The organism is Microbacterium gawkjiense, from assembly GCF_031932225.1.
In the GTDB taxonomy this organism is placed as follows: domain Bacteria; phylum Actinomycetota; class Actinomycetes; order Actinomycetales; family Microbacteriaceae; genus Microbacterium; species Microbacterium gawkjiense.
On record NZ_JAUZVV010000001.1, the window covers coordinates 1,558,412 to 1,575,740 of the forward strand.

Below are 17,329 nucleotides of genomic sequence, written 5' to 3' on the forward strand. Positions count from 1 at the left end.
GTGAGCCATGCCTCCCGAGACCCGACGCGCCGCGCGTGAAGCGGCCGAGCGGGCCGCGGCCGGACGTTCCGCCGCGCCCGATGACCACGACGACAGCGACGAGACCCAGAGGACGTCACGCGGTCGCATCGTCGGCCGCGTGATCCTGATCGTCGTCGTCCTGCTCCTCGCCCTCGCGGTGTGGCTCGTGATCAAGGTCGTGATCGCCAAGAACGGTCTCGAGTCGGCGCAGGAGGCCGTCACCTCCATCCAGGACGGCGGGAACGTTTCCGACGCCATCCCGAAGTTGTCGTCCGGTGCGGCGGATGCGGCGGGTGCCGCAGCCGATCCGGTCTGGCGCATGGCGGAGCTGATCCCGGGGGCGGGCGACAACCTGCGCGGCGTGCGGCTGGCGGCGGAGACCCTCGACGTGTTCGCAAACGACGTCGGCGCGCCGGTCTTCAAGATGCAGGATGACGGCCAGGGGAAGATCCTCGCCCGTGCCCTGCCGCTCATCGAAGCGGCCGCTCCCGAGATCTCCAAGCTGAGCTCCGAGTTGAAGGGTGTCGCCGCATCCGATGCCCTCATCGGCCCGGTCCGTTCGGGCGTGGACCAGGTGGCCGAGGTCGCCGGAGCCGCCGGTCCGATGTTCACCCTTCTTCCGAAGCTCCTCGGCGCGGAAGAGAAGCAGAACTACCTGCTCGTGTTCCAGAACAACGCCGAGGCGCTCCCGCTCGGGGGCAGCTCGGCATCGCAGACGCTCATCACCGCAGACAAGGGCGACCTCGAGATCGCGGGACAGGCCAGCAGCGCTTCCTTCGTCGAGGGCGAGACGGTCGACCTCGACATCTCAGAGTCGGCGAAGGCGCTGTACGGCAGCCGCTACGGCAGCTACATCAACCTCGCGCCCTCCCAGCCCGACTGGCCGGGGGTCGCGGAGATGGTGAAGGCGTTCTGGAACCGCGACATCGACGACACGCACATCGACGGCGTCATCTCGGTCGATCCCATCGCCCTCCAGCGCATGCTTCTTGCGACCGGTCCCATCGAGGTCGACGGCAAGACGCTCGACAACAAGAACGCCGTCAAGACTCTCCTCAGTGACGTCTACCGGTGGTGGGACCCGTACACCGACCCTGACCTCAAGTCCGACGCGTTCTTCGCCGGTGTGGCGAGCGCGGTCTTCGACAAGATCGCCGGCGGCGACTTCAACATCAAAGACATGGCCTGGGCTGTGGGCGAGAGCATCGACGCAGGCAGCATCCTGGCCTGGAGCGAAGACACCGACACGCAGAAGATCATCGCGGGCTCGGGGCGCCTCTCCGGCATCCTTCCCACCGATAACTCCGCGGAGACGGTGAACGGCGTCTTCTTCCGCAACGTGTCGGCCTCGAAGATCGACTACTACACGAAGACCGCTGTCGAATCCACGATGTCGTGCGCCGATGGCGTGACGACCCTGACGACGACCGCGACGGTCTCGCTCGACATCAGTCAGGCGGACGCCGAGGATCTCCCGCGATACGTCCAGAGTCGGAGCCAGCGGGCGGCGTACTTCGGGACCCAGGTCTACATGTACGCCCCTCCGGGGATGGAACTCGCCTCCGCCGAGACCACGGGCGGCGCGTCGGCCTTCCGCACCGGCAACGTCGATCTCGGCCGGGTCGTCGAACCCTTCCAGGCGCGGTTGCGTCCGGACGGCAGCTTCAGCGTGACGGCGACGTTCACCGGAACCGGGGACTTCGGTCCGCTCGCGCTGTGGACGACACCGATGATCAACGAGACGAAGACGACGGTCACCGACACCTGCCATTGATCCAACGCCTGGCCGAAAGCGCTCGGTTTGGTAGCATCCTCAAAGATCTGCAGCAGACGTCGTCGATGGCGCGACTTCCCGCGACGAGGGGTGCGACCTGGCTGCGTCGACAGGAAGGCTGACCTCCGTGATCCGAACCGCACTGCGGCTGCCGTCGGCTCGGTCGTCGGCACCGCGTGTGGGTCAGGGCGGGAGGATCGCGTGCTGAGGCGCGCTGCTGTCACTCGGACCGCCCCCCGCGTCCGACGCGCGGATCGTCGGGTGAACCGCGCGCCCGTCGTCGTCCCGGCGCGACGCTCCTCGCGTGATTGGCCCGCACGGTTCGCCGGTCGCCTCGTCTACAGCGACATCGTGGTCGTCGCGGCCGTGCTCACCGGGTTCTTCACCCTGGTCCTGCCCGATGAGCGGCGCGATGTCACCTGGGACGGCGGACCCCGCATCCCCTACGTCGCGGCGTTGATCCTCCTCGGCCTCGTCTGGCTCGTCGCGCTCGGGGTCTTCGAGACGCGCGACCGCAACATCGTCGGTGCGGGGGAGCAGGAGTACCGCCGGATCGTCAACGCGACGGTGGCCGTGTTCGCGCTGTTCGTCGCGGTCGCGTTCTTCCTCCGCATCGAGGTGTCGCGCAGCCTCTTCCTCGTCGCCATGCCGGTCGGCCTGGTCGCCCTCATCTTCAGCCGGTGGCTGTGGCGGCTCTGGCTCCGCGGCCAGCAGCGTCGGTCGAAGTACGTCTACCGTGCCCTCGTCCTGGGCGAGCCGGCCAAGGTCGGCTCCATCATCCGCGCCATCCGCCGAGCGGAGTCCTCCGGCTTCGACATCGTGGGTGTCGTGACCGACGTCCGTGGCCGTCAGGCGATCGCGGACGTCCCGGTCGTCGGCGGATTCGCCTACGCGGTGGAGGCGATGGATGCCACCGACGCCGACACGATCATCGTCGCCGGGGCGGACGAGGTGCACCCCGAGATGATGCGTCAGCTCGGCTGGGACGTCGCGGACCGCAGCGGCAACCTCGTCGTCGCCCCCGCGTTGACCGACGTGGCGGGGCCCCGCATCCATTCCCGACCGGCGGCGGGGCTGCCGCTCGTGCACGTGGAGTTCCCGCGACTGGACGGCGTGCGCCGCTTCGCGAAGCGCACATTCGACCTGCTCGGCTCGGTCGTCCTCATCCTGGTCTTCTCGCCGGTGATGCTGGTGACGGCCATCGCGATCCGATCCGAGACGCCGGGCCCCGTGATCTACCGTCAGCCGAGGGTCGGTCTGGGCGGTGACGAGTTCGGCATGCTGAAGTTCCGCTCGATGGTGGCGGATGCCGACGATCAGCTCGCGAGCCTCCTCGACCTGCAGGGGACCAGCGACAGTCCGCTCTTCAAGGTGACGGACGATCCGCGGATCACGAAGGTCGGGCGCGTCATCCGCAAGCATTCGATCGACGAGCTGCCCCAGCTGTTCAATGTGCTCGTGGGGACCATGAGTCTGGTGGGCCCCCGGCCGCAGCGCGCGGCGGAGGTGGCACTGTACGACGACGCCGCCCACCGCCGGCTGCGGGTGAAGCCGGGAATGAGCGGCCTGTGGCAGGTGAGCGGACGCTCCACACTGTCGTGGGAGGACGCCCTGCGCCTGGACCTCTACTACGTCGAGAACTGGTCGTTCATGCAGGACATCCAGATCCTCTTCCGCACCCTCAGCGCCGTCGTGGCGCCCGGACGCACGGCGCACTGACGACGGCGGGGGAGCGTACCCGGCGGCGCGACACGCCCGGGTTTGCGACACGCCCGAACGGCACGTAGACTGTACAGGTTCCACATTCCTGCGCTCTGCGCGGGATCACTGCCAGGGCAGTGCATAGGCGAGAAGCCTAGGCCGCGGGCAGCAGAACATCACATCCCCACACCCACTCCGGAAACGGATCCGCACGCGTGCGTGCGAGGGGAAGCGGATGCCGCAGGTCTCCTGCGGACTGACATCAGAACAGCGGTGACGGATCCCCCACCTCCGGGCGGGGAGAAGTGCCCGGCGCGCAAGCGCCCCGTGCGTCCAATGCCCTCGAGGTACGACGCGAGAAAGAGAGTGAGCAGACAATGGCGGGACAGAAGATCCGCATTCGCCTGAAGTCGTATGACCACGAGGTCATCGACTCGTCGGCACGCAAAATCGTCGACACCGTGACCCGTGCGGGCGCGACGGTCGTGGGCCCGGTGCCCCTTCCGACCGAGAAGAACGTGATCGCAGTCATCCGTTCGCCGCACAAGTACAAGGACAGCCGCGAGCACTTCGAGATGCGCACCCACAAGCGCCTCATCGACATCATCGACCCGACGCCCAAGGCCGTCGACTCGCTGATGCGTCTCGACCTCCCGGCCGACGTCAACATCGAGATCAAGCTCTGAGGTCGATCATCATGGCTGACATCAACTCCAAGGTTTCCAAGGGCCTGCTGGGCACCAAGCTTGGCATGACCCAGGTCTGGGACGAGAACGGCAAGGTCGTTCCCGTCACCGTCATCGAAGTCGCCCCCAACGTGGTGACCCAGGTGCGCACGCCCGAGCGCGACGGCTACAACGCCGTGCAGATCGCTTACGGCCAGATCGACCCCCGCAAGGTCAACAAGCCGCAGACGGCCCACTTCGAGGCTGCCGGTGTGACCCCGCGTCGTCACCTCACCGAGGTGCGCACGGCGGATGCCGCTGACTACTCACTCGGTCAGGAGCTCACCGTCGACGCCACCTTCGAGGCCGGCCAGCTGGTCGACGTCGTCGGCACCAGCAAGGGCAAGGGCTTCGCCGGTGTCATGAAGCGTCACAACTTCAAGGGTGTCTCCGCTTCGCACGGTGCGCACCGCAACCACCGCAAGCCCGGTTCGATCGGCGCCTCGTCGACCCCGAGCCGCGTCTTCAAGGGCATGCGCATGGCCGGCCGTATGGGTGGCGAGCGCGTGACCGTCCTCAACCTCACGGTGCACGCCGTCGACGCCGAGAAGGGTCTGCTGCTCGTCAAGGGCGCCGTCCCCGGTGCTCGTGGCCGCATCGTCTACGTCCGCAACGCAGTGAAGGGTGCCTGAACATGGCTGACTCGACTCTCGCGCTCGACGTCGTGAAGGCAGACGGCAAGAAGGCCGGCTCCGTGGAGCTGCCCGCCGCGCTGTTCGACGTCAAGACGAACATCCCCCTCATCCACCAGGTCGTCGTCGCGCAGCTCGCGGCGGCTCGCCAGGGCACCCACTCGACCAAGCGTCGCGGTGAGGTCTCCGGTGCCGGCCGCAAGCCCTTCAAGCAGAAGGGCACGGGTAACGCCCGTCAGGGCTCGATCCGCGCGCCGCACATGACCGGTGGTGGCATCGTCCACGGACCGAAGCCGCGCAACTACTCGCAGCGCACCCCCAAGAAGATGGTCGCCGCCGCCCTCCTGGGCGCGCTCAGCGACCGGGCTCGCGGCGGGCGTCTGCACGTCATCGACTCGTTCGGCATCGAGGGTGCGCCCTCGACGAAGGCTGCTGCCGCGGTTCTGGCTCAGCTCGCGCCGACGAAGAACGTCATGGTCGTCATCACGCGTGATGACGAGCTGAGCGTCAAGAGCGTCCGCAACCTCGCGTACGTCCACGTGCTCACGTTCGACCAGCTCAACGCCTACGACGTGCTCGTCTCCGACGACATCGTCTTCACCAAGGCCGCCTACGACGCGTTCGTCGCTGCGAAGGCCGGCTCCACCGAGGAGGTCTCGGCATGACCGCCGTCAACAAGGACCCGCGCGACATCATCCTGAAGCCGGTCGTCTCCGAGAAGAGCTACGGGCTCATCGACGAGGGCAAGTACACGTTCCTCGTGGACCCGCGCGCCACCAAGACCGAGATCAAGCTCGCCATCGAGAAGATCTTCGGCGTCAAGGTCGCGTCGGTGAACACGCTCAACCGCCCGGGCAAGTCCCGCCGCACCCGTTTCGGCACCGGTAAGCGCAAGGACACCAAGCGCGCCATCGTGAGCCTGAAGTCGGGCACCATCGACATCTTCACGGCCGTCGGCTGACAGCTGGGATAGAGGACTAGAGACATGGCTATTCGCAAGTACAAGCCCACGACCCCCGGTCGTCGCGGTTCGTCGGTCGCCGACTTCGCTGAGATCACGCGGTCGACGCCCGAGAAGTCGCTCCTTCGCCCGCTGGCGAAGACCGGTGGTCGCAACAACCAGGGCCGCATCACGACCCGTCACATCGGTGGTGGCCACAAGCGCCAGTACCGCGTGATCGACTTCCGTCGTAACGACAAGGACGGCATCAACGCCAAGGTCGCTCACATCGAGTACGACCCCAACCGCACTGCGCGCATCGCGCTGCTGCACTACTTCGACGGTGAGAAGCGGTACATCCTCGCCCCGAACAAGCTGTCGCAGGGTGACATCGTCGAGTCGGGTGCCGGCGCCGACATCAAGCCCGGCAACAACCTGCCGCTGCGCAACATCCCCACCGGTACGGTCATCCACGCCATCGAGCTCCGCCCCGGCGGCGGCGCGAAGATGGCTCGCTCGGCCGGTGCGTCCGTCCGCCTCGTGGCGAAGGACGGCCCGTACGCGCAGCTGCGTCTGCCCTCGGGTGAGATCCGCAACGTCGACGCGCGCTGCCGCGCCACCATCGGCGAGGTCGGCAACGCCGAGCAGTCCAACATCAACTGGGGCAAGGCCGGCCGCAACCGCTGGAAGGGCATCCGCCCGACCGTCCGCGGTGTCGCCATGAACCCGGTCGACCACCCGCACGGTGGTGGTGAGGGTAAGACCTCCGGTGGACGTCACCCCGTCACTCCTTGGGGCCAGGCCGAGGGTCGTACCCGGCACCCCAACAAGGAAAGCGACAAGTTGATCGTTCGCCGTCGCAACGCCGGCAAGAAGCGGAAGTAGGAGTAGAGGAAGATGCCTCGCAGCCTTAAGAAGGGCCCCTTCGTCGACGAGCACCTGCTTCGCAAGGTCGTCTCGCAGAACGAAGCCGGTACCAAGAACGTCATCAAGACCTGGTCGCGTCGTTCGATGATCATCCCGGCCATGCTGGGTCACACGATCGCCGTGCACGACGGACGCAAGCACATCCCCGTGTTCGTGTCCGAGACCATGGTCGGTCACAAGCTGGGCGAGTTCGCGCCCACCCGCACCTTCCGCGGCCACGAGAAGGACGACAAGAAGGGCCGTCGCCGCTGACGCGGCGACGCTCTCAGAGAGAGGAAGAGGAGGAGTACAAATGGTGGAATCCATCGCACGCGTGAAGCACATCCGCGTGACCCCTCAGAAGGCTCGTCGTGTCGTCGCGCTCATCAAGGGCAAGCAGGCTCAGGAGGCTCTCGCCATCCTGAAGTTCGCTCCCCAGGGTGCCAGCGAGCCCATCTACAAGCTCGTGGCCGCTGCGGTCGCGAATGCTCGTGTGAAGGCCGACAAGGACAACGAGTTCCTGGACGAGCAGGACCTGTACGTGAAGAACGCGTACGTGGACGAGGGCACGACGCTCAAGCGTTTCCAGCCCCGCGCCCAGGGTCGCGCGTTCCAGATCAAGAAGCGCACCAGCCACATCACGGTCGTGCTCTCGACCCCCGAGGTCGCCGAGTCCGCCCCGGCTGCCCAGACCAAGAAGGCGAGCAAGTAATGGGACAGAAGGTCAACCCGTACGGCTTCCGCCTCGGCATCACCACCGACCACGTGTCGCGTTGGTTCTCGGACTCCACCAAGCCCGGGCAGCGCTACGCCGACTACGTGGCGGAGGACGTCAAGATCCGTCGCCTCCTGACGACGTCGCTGGACCGTGCCGGCGTGAGCAACATCGAGATCGAGCGCACGCGTGACCGCGTCCGCGTCGACATCCACACCGCCCGTCCGGGCATCGTGATCGGCCGCCGCGGAGCCGAGGCCGAGCGCATCCGCGCCGACCTCGAGAAGCTCACCGGCAAGCAGATCCAGCTGAACATCCTCGAGGTGAAGAACCCCGAGGCCGACGCTCAGCTGGTCGCGCAGGGCATCGCCGAGCAGCTCTCCGCCCGTGTGGCCTTCCGCCGCGCGATGCGCAAGGGTCTGCAGGGTGCGCAGCGCGCCGGTGCCAAGGGCGTCCGCATCCAGGTCTCCGGCCGCCTCGGCGGCGCCGAGATGAGCCGTTCGGAGTTCTACCGCGAAGGCCGTGTGCCCCTGCACACCCTCCGCGCGAACATCGACTACGGCTTCTACGAGGCGAAGACCACCTTCGGCCGCATCGGCGTGAAGGTCTGGATCTACAAGGGCGACCTCACCAACAAGGAGCTCGCTCGCGAGCAGGCCAACGCGCCGAAGTCACGTCGTGACGACCGCGGTGGCGACCGTCGTCGTGGCCCGCGCAGCGAGGCCCCCGTCGCAGAAGGAGCGTCTGCCTGATGCTTATTCCCCGCAAGGTCAAGTACCGCAAGCAGCACCACCCGAAGCGTGACGGCGCCGCCACCGGCGGCACGACGGTCAGCTTCGGTGAGTTCGGCATCCAGGCCCTCACGCCCGCTTACGTGACGAACCGTCAGATCGAGTCCGCTCGTATCGCCATGACGCGTCACATCAAGCGTGGCGGAAAGGTGTGGATCAACATCTACCCCGACCGTCCGCTCACCAAGAAGCCGGCCGAAACCCGCATGGGTTCCGGTAAGGGTTCGCCCGAGTGGTGGGTCGCCAACGTCAAGCCGGGTCGCGTCCTCTTCGAGGTCGCGGGTGTCAACGAGCAGCTCGCTCGTGAGGCCCTGACCCGTGCCATCCACAAGCTGCCGCTCAAGGCACGCATCATCAAGCGCGAGGAGGGCGACGCGTAATGGCCGTCGGCACCAAGACGCTCGCCCCGAGCGAGCTGGACACGTTCGAAGACCAGCGCCTCGTGGAGGAGCTGCGCAAGGCCAAGGAAGAGCTGTTCAACCTGCGCTTCCAGTCGGCCACCGGCCAGCTCGAGAGCCACGGCCGCATCCGTGCGGTCAAGCGCGACATCGCGCGGCTCTACACCGTCATCCGCGAGCGGGAGCTCGGCATTCGTGCCACCCCCGCCCCGGTCGAGACGGCCACCAAGGCGAAGAAGAGCAAGGCCAAGAAGGCGGACGAGTCCGCTGAGGCCGCGAAGGAAGAGGCCGAGTGATGGCTGAGAAGAAGGATGCCGCTACGGCGCCCGTGACCGCTGGTCACGAGTCGGCCGAGCACGACGTCCGCGACGTCAACGCCCGTGGGTACCGCAAGGCCCGTCGCGGCTACGTCGTCAGCGACAAGATGGACAAGACGATCGTCGTCGAGGTCGAGGACCGCGTGAAGCACCCCCTCTACGGCAAGGTCATCCGCCGCACGTCGAAGGTGAAGGCTCACGACGAGCAGAACACCGCCGGCATCGGCGACCTCGTCCTCATCAACGAGACCCGTCCGCTCAGCGCCACCAAGCGCTGGCGCCTGGTCGAGATTCTCGAGAAGGCGAAGTAAGCAATGATCCAGAACGAGTCTCGCCTCAAGGTCGCCGACAACACCGGCGCCAAGGAGCTCCTCACGATCCGCGTCCTCGGTGGTTCCAACCGCCGTTACGCCGGTGTCGGGGATGTCATCGTGGCGACCGTCAAGGACGCGATCCCGGGCGGCAACGTCAAGAAGGGCGATGTGGTCAAGGCCGTCATCGTCCGCACCGTCAAGTCGACCCGTCGTCCCGACGGCTCGTACATCAAGTTCGACGAGAACGCCGCCGTCATCCTGAAGAACGACGGGGAGCCCCGCGGCACCCGCATCTTCGGCCCGGTCGGTCGTGAGCTTCGCGACAAGAAGTTCATGAAGATCGTCTCGCTGGCACCGGAGGTCATCTGATCATGGCGCACATCAAGAAGGGTGACCTGGTTCAGGTCATCAGTGGCCGCAAGCAGGACAAGGGCGGCGACCGCGGCAAGCAGGGCAAGGTCCTCGAGGTCCTCGTCGAGCAGAACCGCGTCGTGGTGGAGGGCGTGAACTACGTCACCAAGCACACCCGCGTCGGCCAGTCGCAGCGCGGCACCAAGACGGGCGGCATCGAGACGATGGAAGCCCCGATCCACATCTCCAACGTGGCGCTGGTCGACCCGTCGACCAAGAAGCCGACCCGTGTCGGCCACCGCGTCGAGGAGCAGACGAAGGACGGCGTCAAGCGCACCGTCCGCGTCCGCTACGCCAAGAAGAGCGGCAAGGACCTCTGAACATGAGCAACGCAACTGCCGCGGAGGCTGGCAAGATCCAGCCCCGCCTGAAGCAGAAGTACCAGACCGAGATCAAGAAGGCTCTGCAGGACGAGTTCGGCTACGCCAACGTCATGCAGATCCCCGGTCTCGTGAAGGTCGTCGTCAACACCGGTGTCGGTGAAGCTGCGCGTGACAGCAAGGTGATCGATGGTGCGGTCGACGACCTCACCAAGATCACCGGCCAGAAGCCGGTCGTCACCAAGGCCCGCAAGTCCATCGCGCAGTTCAAGCTGCGTGAGGGTCAGGCCATCGGCGCCCACGTCACCCTCCGCGGTGACCGTGCGTGGGAGTTCGTCGACCGTCTCGTCAACCTCGCCCTGCCCCGCATCCGCGACTTCCGCGGACTGTCGGCGACGCAGTTCGACGGCAACGGCAACTACACCTTCGGTCTCCAGGAGCAGTCCGTGTTCCACGAGATCAACCAGGACAAGATCGACCGCGTCCGCGGTTTCGACATCACCATCGTCACGACGGCGAAGACGGATGACGAGGGTCGGGCGCTGCTCAAGCACCTGGGCTTCCCGTTCAAGTCGGCGGACGCTCAGGCGTGATCCGATAAGATCGATCGTTCGGCCTCGGGGCGTGCTCCGGGGCCGAACGACTGCACAACTGAATATCGCTCATTCATAGAAGGTCGCCTGTCGTGTAACGGCAGTCGAAACCTCATGACTAAAGGAAAACACTTATGACGATGACAGACCCGGTCGCAGACATGCTGACCCGTCTGCGCAACGCGAACTCCGCGCACCACGACACCGTCGCGCTGCCGAGCTCGAAGCTCAAGACGCACATCGCCGAGATCCTCCAGCAGGAGGGCTACATCTCCGGCTGGGAGGTCTCCGACGCCCGTGTCGGCCAGACCCTCACCCTGACCCTGAAGTACGGCCCGAACCGCGAGCGGTCGATCGCCGGCATCAAGCGCGTCTCCAAGCCCGGTCTCCGCGTGTACGCGAAGTCGAACGAGCTTCCCAAGGTCCTCGGTGGCCTCGGGGTCGCGATCCTGTCCACCTCCTCTGGCCTCCTCACGGACCGCCAGGCCGAGCAGAAGGGCGTCGGCGGGGAAGTCCTCGCCTACGTGTGGTGATCTGACATGTCGCGTATTGGACGTCTTCCCATCGACATCCCCGCCGGTGTGACCGTCACGGTCTCCGGCCAGGACGTCGCCGTCAAGGGCCCCAAGGGCGAGCTCTCGCTCACCGTGGCACAGCCCATCGAGGTCAAGGTCGAGGAGAACCAGGTCCTGGTCTCCCGCCCCGATGACGAGCGCGAGTCGCGTGCTCTCCACGGGCTCACCCGCACCCTCATCAACAACAACATCATCGGCGTGACGCAGGGCTACACCAAGGGCCTCGAGGTCGTCGGCACCGGTTACCGCGTCGCTCAGAAGGGCACGGCGGTCGAGTTCGCACTCGGCTTCTCGCACCCCGTCCTGGTCGAGGCGCCGGAGGGCATCACGCTCACCGTCGAGGGCAACAACAAGCTCACCGTCGCCGGTATCTCGAAGCAGGCCGTCGGCGAGGCAGCCGCCAACATCCGCAAGATCCGCAAGCCGGAGCCCTACAAGGGCAAGGGTGTGCGGTACGCGGGCGAGGTCGTTCGCCGCAAGGCCGGAAAGAGTGGTAAGTAACCATGGCTCTCAAGTCGAAGTCCGACGCACGTTCGCGTCGCCACGCCCGTCTTCGCAAGAAGATCGTGGGCACCGAGGCGCGTCCGCGTCTCGTCGTGACCCGTTCCGCCCGCCACGTCTTCGTCCAGCTGGTCGACGACAGCAAGGGCTTCACCGTCGCATCGGCCTCCACCCTCGAGGCCGACCTGCGCACGTTCGATGGTGACAAGACCGCCAAGGCCCGCAAGGTCGGCGAGCTCGTCGCTGAGCGTGCGAAGGCTGCCGGCATCGAGACGGTCGTGTTCGACCGCGGCGGCAACCGCTACGCGGGCCGCGTCGCTGCGATCGCCGACGGCGCTCGCGAAGGAGGTCTGAACCTGTGACCGAGAACAAGGAGAACGAAGTGACCGCGACCGAGCAGCCCGCTGCGGCTGCGGCTACGGCCGAGGCGCCCGCCGAGCGCGAGCGCGAGCCGCGCCGCGGTGGCCGCGAGCGCAGCCAGACCCGCGACCGCAACTCGCGCGACCGCGGCGACAACCAGTTCCTGGAGCGCGTCGTCACGATCAACCGCGTGTCGAAGGTCGTCAAGGGCGGTCGTCGCTTCAGCTTCACGGCGCTCGTCGTCGTGGGTGACGGCAACGGTCTCGTCGGTGTCGGCTACGGCAAGGCGCGTGAGGTCCCCCTCGCCATCTCGAAGGGTGTCGAAGAGGCCAAGCGCAACTTCTTCCGCGTGCCGCGTGTCGCCTCCAGCATCCCGCACCCCGTCCAGGGTGAGGCTGCTGCCGGTGTCGTGCTGCTGCGTCCGGCCGCTGCCGGTACCGGTGTCATCGCCGGTGGTCCGGTCCGCGCCGTCCTCGAGTGCGCCGGCATCCACGATGTGCTGTCGAAGTCGCTGGGTTCGTCGAACACGATCAACATCGTGCACGCGACCGTCGCAGCGCTGAAGCAGCTCGAGGAGCCGCGCGCCGTCGCTGCGCGTCGTGGTCTCGACTTCGACCAGGTCGCCCCCGCGCGTCTGGTCCGTGCCGAGGCTGACGCCGCCAAGGCTGCAAAGGTGGGTGCATGATGGCTGCTCGTCTGAAGGTGACCCAGGTCAAGTCCAAGGTGAGCGAGAAGCAGAACCAGCGTGACACGCTGCGTTCGCTCGGTCTGAAGCGGATCAACGACTCCGTCGTTCGTCCCGATGACGCGCAGACGCGCGGGTACATCAAGACCGTCGCGCACCTCGTGAAGGTTGAGGAGATCGACTGATGGCTGAGAAGAAGGACGAGACGGTCGAGGCCGTCGAGCCCAAGGCCAAGAAGCCGGCAACCCGGAAGGCTGCGGCCAAGCCCGCTGCCGACAAGGCTGCCCCGAAGAAGGATGCGGCGCGCCCCGGCGTGCTGAAGGTCCACCACCTGCGTCCGGTCCCCGGTGCCAACGTCGCGAAGACCCGTGTCGGTCGCGGTGAGGGCTCGAAGGGTAAGACGTCGGGCCGCGGTACCAAGGGTACGAAGGCTCGTTACCAGGTCAAGGTGGGCTTCGAGGGTGGGCAGATGCCCCTCCACATGCGTACGCCGAAGCTGCGCGGGTTCAAGAACCCGTTCCGCGTCGAGTACCAGGTGGTCAACCTCGACAAGCTCGCGGAGCTGTACCCCAACGGTGGCGACGTCACCGTGACGGACCTCGTCGCCAAGGGCGCCGTGCGCAAGAACGAGAAGGTCAAGGTGCTCGGCACCGGCGACATCTCGGTCGCGCTGACGGTCTCCGTCGACAAGGTCTCGGGTTCGGCCGAGCAGAAGATCGTTGCCGCCGGCGGCTCGATCAAGTAGTCACGTGCCAGGGGCCGGAGGATAACCTCCGGCCCCTGTTGCCGTATGTTGGAATGCGGCGAGCTCCGGCGCGCCCGGCATCCCACTGGAGGAAATCCCTTTGTTCAGCGCCATCGCGCGGGTCTTCCGCACTCCGGATCTCCGTCGGAAGATCGGTTTCACGCTCGGCATCATCGCCATCTACCGGTTCGGCGCGCACATCCCGGCCCCGTTCGTGGACTTCCCGAACGTGAAGACCTGCCTCGACCAGTCCGGATCGACCGAGGGCCTGCTCTCGCTCGTGAACCTCTTCTCGGGCGGCGCGCTGCTGCAGCTGTCGATCTTCGCGCTCGGCGTCATGCCCTACATCACCGGCACGATCATCGTGCAGCTCCTCCGCGTGGTGATCCCGCACTTCGAGACCCTGTACAAGGAGGGCCAGGCCGGTCAGGCCAAGCTCACCCAGTACACCCGCTACCTGACGATCGCGCTGGCGCTGCTGCAGTCGACGACGCTCGTCACCGTCGCCCGTTCGGGCCAGCTCTTCGGCATCACCGGCGTGGCCGAGTGCCAGCAGCTCCTCACCGACGAGGCCTGGTGGGCGCAGCTGCTCATGATCGTCACACTGACCGCCGGCACCGGCCTCATCATGTGGATGGCCGAGCTCGTCACCGAGCGCGGGATCGGCAACGGCATGTCGCTCCTCATCTTCACCTCCATCGCGGCGACCTTCCCGTCGGCGCTGTGGAGCATCGCGGTCGCCCGCAGCTTCGAGATCTTCCTGCTGGTCCTGGCCGTCGGCATCGCGACCGTCGCGCTGGTCGTGTTCGTCGAGCAGTCGCAGCGCCGCATCCCGGTCCAGTACGCGAAGCGCATGGTCGGGCGGCGGACGCTCGGCGGCAGCAACACGTACATCCCGATCAAGGTCAACATGGCCGGCGTCGTGCCCGTCATCTTCGCCTCGTCGCTGCTGTACATTCCGGCCCTCATCGCGCAGTTCAACGCGAACCCCGCCGCCGACGGCAGCGTGCCGGGCTGGGTGTCGTGGATCCAGGCGAACTTCGTCAACGGCGACCACCCGCTCTACATGGCGGTGTACTTCCTGCTCATCATCGGCTTCACCTACTTCTACGTCGCGATCACGTTCAACCCGGTCGAGGTCGCCGACAACATGAAGAAGTACGGCGGGTTCATCCCCGGCATCCGTGCGGGGCGTCCCACGGCGGAGTACCTCGACTACGTCCTCACCCGCATCACCCTGCCGGGTTCCATCTACCTGGGCCTCATCGCCCTGCTCCCGCTCCTGGCCCTCGCGACGGTGGGCGCCAACCAGAACTTCCCGTTCGGTGGCGCGTCGATCCTCATCATCGTCGGTGTCGGTCTCGAGACGGTGAAGCAGATCGACGCCCAGCTCCAGCAGCGCCACTACGAAGGACTCCTCCGATGACGCAGACCCCCGCCCGCCTCCTGATCATCGGCCCGCAGGGCTCGGGCAAGGGGACGCAGGGGGCCCGCATCGCCGAACGGCTCGGCATCCCCACCGTCTCGACGGGCGACGTCTTCCGCGCGAACGTCAAGGACGGCACCGACCTCGGGCTCAAGGTGAAGGCGATCATCGACGCCGGCGACCTCGTCCCCGACGAGCTGACGAGCGAGATCGTCCGCGACCGACTGTCGCAGCAGGATGCCGCGCACGGCTTCCTGCTCGACGGCTACCCGCGCAACCTGACGCAGGTCGGCCACCTCGACGGCTTCCTCGAGCAGCGGGGCGAACCGCTCACCGCGGTCATCGAGCTCTCGGTGCCGCGCGACGAGTCGATCGCCCGCCTTTCGCGTCGTGCGGCCGAGCAGGGCCGCGCCGACGACAACGAGGAGTCGATCGCGAAGCGCCTGTCGATCTACGAGTCCGAGACCGCGCCGATCCTCGACGTGTACCGCGAGCGCGGCATCGTCGACGAGATCGACGGCGTCGGGTCGCTCGACGAGATCACCGAGCGCATCACGGCGGCCCTCGCGGCACGCGGCATCACCGCCTGATGGTCTTCCGCCGCTCCATCTACAAGACGCCCGCGCAGCTGCGCGCGATGGTCGAACCGGGTCTCATCACCGCGGCGGCATTGGATGCCGTGCGTCCGGCGGTTCGCGCGGGTGCGACGACCGCGGAGCTCGATGCCATCGCCGAGCGCACGATCCTCGCCCGCGGGGCGGAATCGAACTTCCAGCTGGTGCGCGGCTACCACCACACGACGTGCATCTCGGTCAACCAGGAGGTCGTCCACGGCATCCCGGGTGACCGGGTCCTGCAGCCGGGCGACATCGTCTCGATCGACTGCGGCGCGCAGTTCGAAGGATGGAACGGGGACTCGGCGATCACGATCGTCGTGCCCGACCCGGACCGTCCCGAGCTCGTCGAACGTCGTCAGCGACTGTCGGACGTGACCGAGGGTTCGCTGTGGGCCGGCATCGCCGCGCTCGCCTCGGCCTCGCGCGTCGGCGAGATCGGCGACGCCGTGCAGTCCTACGTCGAGGCGTCGGGGGAGGGCTACGGCATCCTCCGCGATTACGTCGGACACGGGATCGGCCGCAAGATGCACGAGGGCCCGACGGTCTTCAACTACCGCGTCGCCGACCTCGGACCCGAGGTGCGGCCGGGGCTGTGCGTCGCGATCGAGCCCATGATCGTCGCGGGGGACGAGGCGACCCTCGTCGAGGACGACGACTGGACCGTCAGCACGGTCGACGGCCAGGACGGCTCTCATTGGGAACATAGCGTCGCGGTGCACGATGGAGGTATCTGGGTGCTGACGGCCCCCGACGGCGGCGCCGCGGGACTCGCAGCCTTCGGCATCACCCCCACCCCCATCTCCTGAGGAGGACACGCACATGGCGACGGCCACGGGTAAGACCAACTGGTTCGCGATCTGGATCAGCGTCGCGGTGGTGGCGGTCCTGGTGGGTGTCGTCGCCGTTGTCGCTGTGTTGAACTCGCAGGCGTCGGACCCCGGACCCGTCCCGCAGGCCAGCGGCATCAACCGCGAGACCGGTGCGATCACCTTCGGCGACGGGCCCGACACCGTCGCCACCTACGTGGACTTCATGTGCCCGTACTGCGGCCAGTTCGAGGAGACCGAGGGCAAGACGATCTCGGGCCTCGTGGACGACGGCAGCATCACCCTCGAGGTGCACCCGGTCACGATCCTCGACCGGCTGTCGCAGGGCACCGAGTACTCGAGCCGTGCGGCATCCGCCATGTACGCCGTGGCCGAAGCCGACCCCGACAACGCCTACGCCTTCTTCCGTGCGCTCTGGGACAAGCGGCCCCAGGAGCAGACGCCGGGCCTGACCGACGACGAACTCATCCAGATCGCGAAGGATGCCGGCGTGAACGTGACCGCTGACCTCGAGAAGTCGATCAAGGACCATGAGTACAAGAGCTTCGCCCAGTCGCAGGAGCTGCCCGAAGGCGCCACCGGGACCCCGACGCTCGTCGTGAACGACGAGGTCGTCCCCGTCACGTACGACCCGCAGGCCGACATCCTCTCGCGACTGTCCGCTCGCTGATCTCGGCGGCGACACGCCGAGTGGCGGGTCGCCTCGATATCACGTACACTAAATCTTTGGTGCGTTGCGCCTGTTTCGGCGTGTCACCACAATCCCCACTCACCGCAGACCGACCGGTCTGCCAACTGTAAGCGAGCGTATGGCGAAGAAAGACGGTGTCATCGAGATCGAGGGTGTGATCTCCGAGGCTCTGCCGAACGCGATGTTCCGCGTCGAGCTGAGCAACGGTCACAAGGTCCTGGCCACGATCTCCGGAAAGATGCGGCAGAACTACATCCGCATCATCCCCGAAGACCGTGTCGTCGTGGAGCTCTCGCCTTACGACCTCACGCGCGGTCGCATCGTCTACCGCTACCGCTGAGACC

At 66.8% G+C, this 17,329-nt stretch carries 27 protein-coding genes; all 27 read left to right on the plus strand.

Features of this window, described 5'->3' with window-relative positions; translation table 11 throughout:
• Window positions 1–7 precede the first annotated feature (7 nt).
• Window positions 8–1,795 (plus strand): DUF4012 domain-containing protein, encoded by a 1,788-nt coding sequence (locus Q9S71_RS07470; protein ID WP_311861496.1) that lies wholly within the window; start codon window positions 8–10, stop codon window positions 1,793–1,795.
• Between the two features lie 261 nt (window positions 1,796–2,056).
• A complete protein-coding gene (locus tag Q9S71_RS07475; protein ID WP_311861498.1) occupies window positions 2,057–3,514 on the plus strand; it encodes a sugar transferase in 1,458 nt (485 codons plus the stop codon).
• Window positions 3,515–3,873: 359 nt separating this feature from the next.
• On the plus strand, window positions 3,874–4,182 hold the full coding sequence (gene rpsJ, locus Q9S71_RS07480; protein ID WP_018171443.1) for a 30S ribosomal protein S10: 309 nt from the start codon (window positions 3,874–3,876) through the stop codon (window positions 4,180–4,182).
• A gap of 11 nt (window positions 4,183–4,193) precedes the next feature.
• Window positions 4,194–4,853, plus strand: a complete 660-nt coding sequence (rplC, locus tag Q9S71_RS07485; RefSeq protein WP_064003332.1) for a 50S ribosomal protein L3 — start codon at window positions 4,194–4,196, stop codon at window positions 4,851–4,853.
• 2 nt (window positions 4,854–4,855) lie between these two features.
• On the plus strand, window positions 4,856–5,518 hold the full coding sequence (rplD, locus tag Q9S71_RS07490) for a 50S ribosomal protein L4 (protein WP_064003331.1): 663 nt from the start codon (window positions 4,856–4,858) through the stop codon (window positions 5,516–5,518).
• The gene (rplW, locus tag Q9S71_RS07495) at window positions 5,515–5,814 is read left to right on the plus strand and encodes a 50S ribosomal protein L23 (protein WP_064003330.1); all 300 of its coding nucleotides are present in this window, start codon (window positions 5,515–5,517) and stop codon (window positions 5,812–5,814) included. The genes rplD and rplW overlap by 4 nt, the downstream gene beginning before the upstream one ends.
• Before the next feature lie 24 nt (window positions 5,815–5,838).
• Window positions 5,839–6,678, plus strand: coding sequence for a 50S ribosomal protein L2 (gene rplB, locus Q9S71_RS07500; protein WP_036309862.1), 840 nt, complete (start codon window positions 5,839–5,841; stop codon window positions 6,676–6,678).
• A 12-nt stretch (window positions 6,679–6,690) separates the two neighbouring features.
• A complete protein-coding gene (rpsS, locus tag Q9S71_RS07505) occupies window positions 6,691–6,972 on the plus strand; it encodes a 30S ribosomal protein S19 (RefSeq protein ID WP_018187348.1) in 282 nt (93 codons plus the stop codon).
• A 40-nt stretch (window positions 6,973–7,012) separates the two neighbouring features.
• Window positions 7,013–7,411: a 50S ribosomal protein L22 gene (gene rplV, locus Q9S71_RS07510; protein ID WP_064003329.1), complete on the plus strand. Its 399-nt coding sequence runs from the start codon at window positions 7,013–7,015 to the stop codon at window positions 7,409–7,411.
• Complete coding sequence (rpsC, locus tag Q9S71_RS07515) at window positions 7,411–8,166, plus strand: 30S ribosomal protein S3 (RefSeq protein ID WP_064003328.1); 756 nt, start codon at window positions 7,411–7,413, stop codon at window positions 8,164–8,166. Before rplV ends, rpsC begins: the two co-directional genes overlap by 1 nt.
• Window positions 8,166–8,585 carry a 50S ribosomal protein L16 gene (rplP, locus tag Q9S71_RS07520; protein WP_217528404.1) on the plus strand — a complete coding sequence of 140 codons (420 nt, stop codon included), beginning with the start codon at window positions 8,166–8,168 and terminating at the stop codon, window positions 8,583–8,585. The genes rpsC and rplP overlap by 1 nt, the downstream gene beginning before the upstream one ends.
• Window positions 8,585–8,899 carry a 50S ribosomal protein L29 gene (rpmC, locus tag Q9S71_RS07525; RefSeq protein WP_018187344.1) on the plus strand — a complete coding sequence of 105 codons (315 nt, stop codon included), beginning with the start codon at window positions 8,585–8,587 and terminating at the stop codon, window positions 8,897–8,899. Before rplP ends, rpmC begins: the two co-directional genes overlap by 1 nt.
• Window positions 8,899–9,231 (plus strand): 30S ribosomal protein S17, encoded by a 333-nt coding sequence (rpsQ, locus tag Q9S71_RS07530; RefSeq protein WP_082886192.1) that lies wholly within the window; start codon window positions 8,899–8,901, stop codon window positions 9,229–9,231. Before rpmC ends, rpsQ begins: the two co-directional genes overlap by 1 nt.
• A 3-nt stretch (window positions 9,232–9,234) precedes the next feature.
• The gene (rplN, locus tag Q9S71_RS07535; RefSeq protein ID WP_064003326.1) at window positions 9,235–9,603 is read left to right on the plus strand and encodes a 50S ribosomal protein L14; all 369 of its coding nucleotides are present in this window, start codon (window positions 9,235–9,237) and stop codon (window positions 9,601–9,603) included.
• Between the two features lie 2 nt (window positions 9,604–9,605).
• The gene (gene rplX / locus Q9S71_RS07540; RefSeq protein WP_064003325.1) at window positions 9,606–9,965 is read left to right on the plus strand and encodes a 50S ribosomal protein L24; all 360 of its coding nucleotides are present in this window, start codon (window positions 9,606–9,608) and stop codon (window positions 9,963–9,965) included.
• A 2-nt stretch (window positions 9,966–9,967) separates the two neighbouring features.
• Complete coding sequence (gene rplE / locus Q9S71_RS07545) at window positions 9,968–10,558, plus strand: 50S ribosomal protein L5 (RefSeq protein WP_064003324.1); 591 nt, start codon at window positions 9,968–9,970, stop codon at window positions 10,556–10,558.
• A 134-nt stretch (window positions 10,559–10,692) separates the two neighbouring features.
• Complete coding sequence (gene rpsH, locus Q9S71_RS07550) at window positions 10,693–11,091, plus strand: 30S ribosomal protein S8 (protein ID WP_064003323.1); 399 nt, start codon at window positions 10,693–10,695, stop codon at window positions 11,089–11,091.
• Window positions 11,092–11,097: 6 nt separating this feature from the next.
• Window positions 11,098–11,634 carry a 50S ribosomal protein L6 gene (rplF, locus tag Q9S71_RS07555; protein ID WP_217528400.1) on the plus strand — a complete coding sequence of 179 codons (537 nt, stop codon included), beginning with the start codon at window positions 11,098–11,100 and terminating at the stop codon, window positions 11,632–11,634.
• A 2-nt stretch (window positions 11,635–11,636) separates the two neighbouring features.
• Window positions 11,637–11,996 (plus strand): 50S ribosomal protein L18, encoded by a 360-nt coding sequence (gene rplR / locus Q9S71_RS07560; RefSeq protein WP_064003321.1) that lies wholly within the window; start codon window positions 11,637–11,639, stop codon window positions 11,994–11,996.
• The gene (rpsE, locus tag Q9S71_RS07565; protein WP_064003320.1) at window positions 11,993–12,679 is read left to right on the plus strand and encodes a 30S ribosomal protein S5; all 687 of its coding nucleotides are present in this window, start codon (window positions 11,993–11,995) and stop codon (window positions 12,677–12,679) included. The genes rplR and rpsE overlap by 4 nt, the downstream gene beginning before the upstream one ends.
• On the plus strand, window positions 12,679–12,864 hold the full coding sequence (gene rpmD / locus Q9S71_RS07570; RefSeq protein ID WP_020098644.1) for a 50S ribosomal protein L30: 186 nt from the start codon (window positions 12,679–12,681) through the stop codon (window positions 12,862–12,864). The genes rpsE and rpmD overlap by 1 nt, the downstream gene beginning before the upstream one ends.
• A complete protein-coding gene (gene rplO, locus Q9S71_RS07575) occupies window positions 12,864–13,424 on the plus strand; it encodes a 50S ribosomal protein L15 (protein ID WP_311289739.1) in 561 nt (186 codons plus the stop codon). The genes rpmD and rplO overlap by 1 nt, the downstream gene beginning before the upstream one ends.
• 100 nt (window positions 13,425–13,524) lie before the next feature.
• Window positions 13,525–14,850: a preprotein translocase subunit SecY gene (secY, locus tag Q9S71_RS07580; protein WP_064003319.1), complete on the plus strand. Its 1,326-nt coding sequence runs from the start codon at window positions 13,525–13,527 to the stop codon at window positions 14,848–14,850.
• A complete protein-coding gene (locus Q9S71_RS07585) occupies window positions 14,847–15,440 on the plus strand; it encodes an adenylate kinase (RefSeq protein ID WP_311861505.1) in 594 nt (197 codons plus the stop codon). The genes secY and Q9S71_RS07585 overlap by 4 nt, the downstream gene beginning before the upstream one ends.
• A complete protein-coding gene (gene map / locus Q9S71_RS07590; RefSeq protein WP_311861506.1) occupies window positions 15,440–16,273 on the plus strand; it encodes a type I methionyl aminopeptidase in 834 nt (277 codons plus the stop codon). Before Q9S71_RS07585 ends, map begins: the two co-directional genes overlap by 1 nt.
• A 13-nt stretch (window positions 16,274–16,286) precedes the next feature.
• On the plus strand, window positions 16,287–16,964 hold the full coding sequence (locus Q9S71_RS07595) for a DsbA family protein (protein WP_311861507.1): 678 nt from the start codon (window positions 16,287–16,289) through the stop codon (window positions 16,962–16,964).
• A 139-nt stretch (window positions 16,965–17,103) separates the two neighbouring features.
• A complete protein-coding gene (gene infA / locus Q9S71_RS07600) occupies window positions 17,104–17,325 on the plus strand; it encodes a translation initiation factor IF-1 (RefSeq protein ID WP_017201569.1) in 222 nt (73 codons plus the stop codon).
• Window positions 17,326–17,329: the final 4 nt, after the last annotated feature.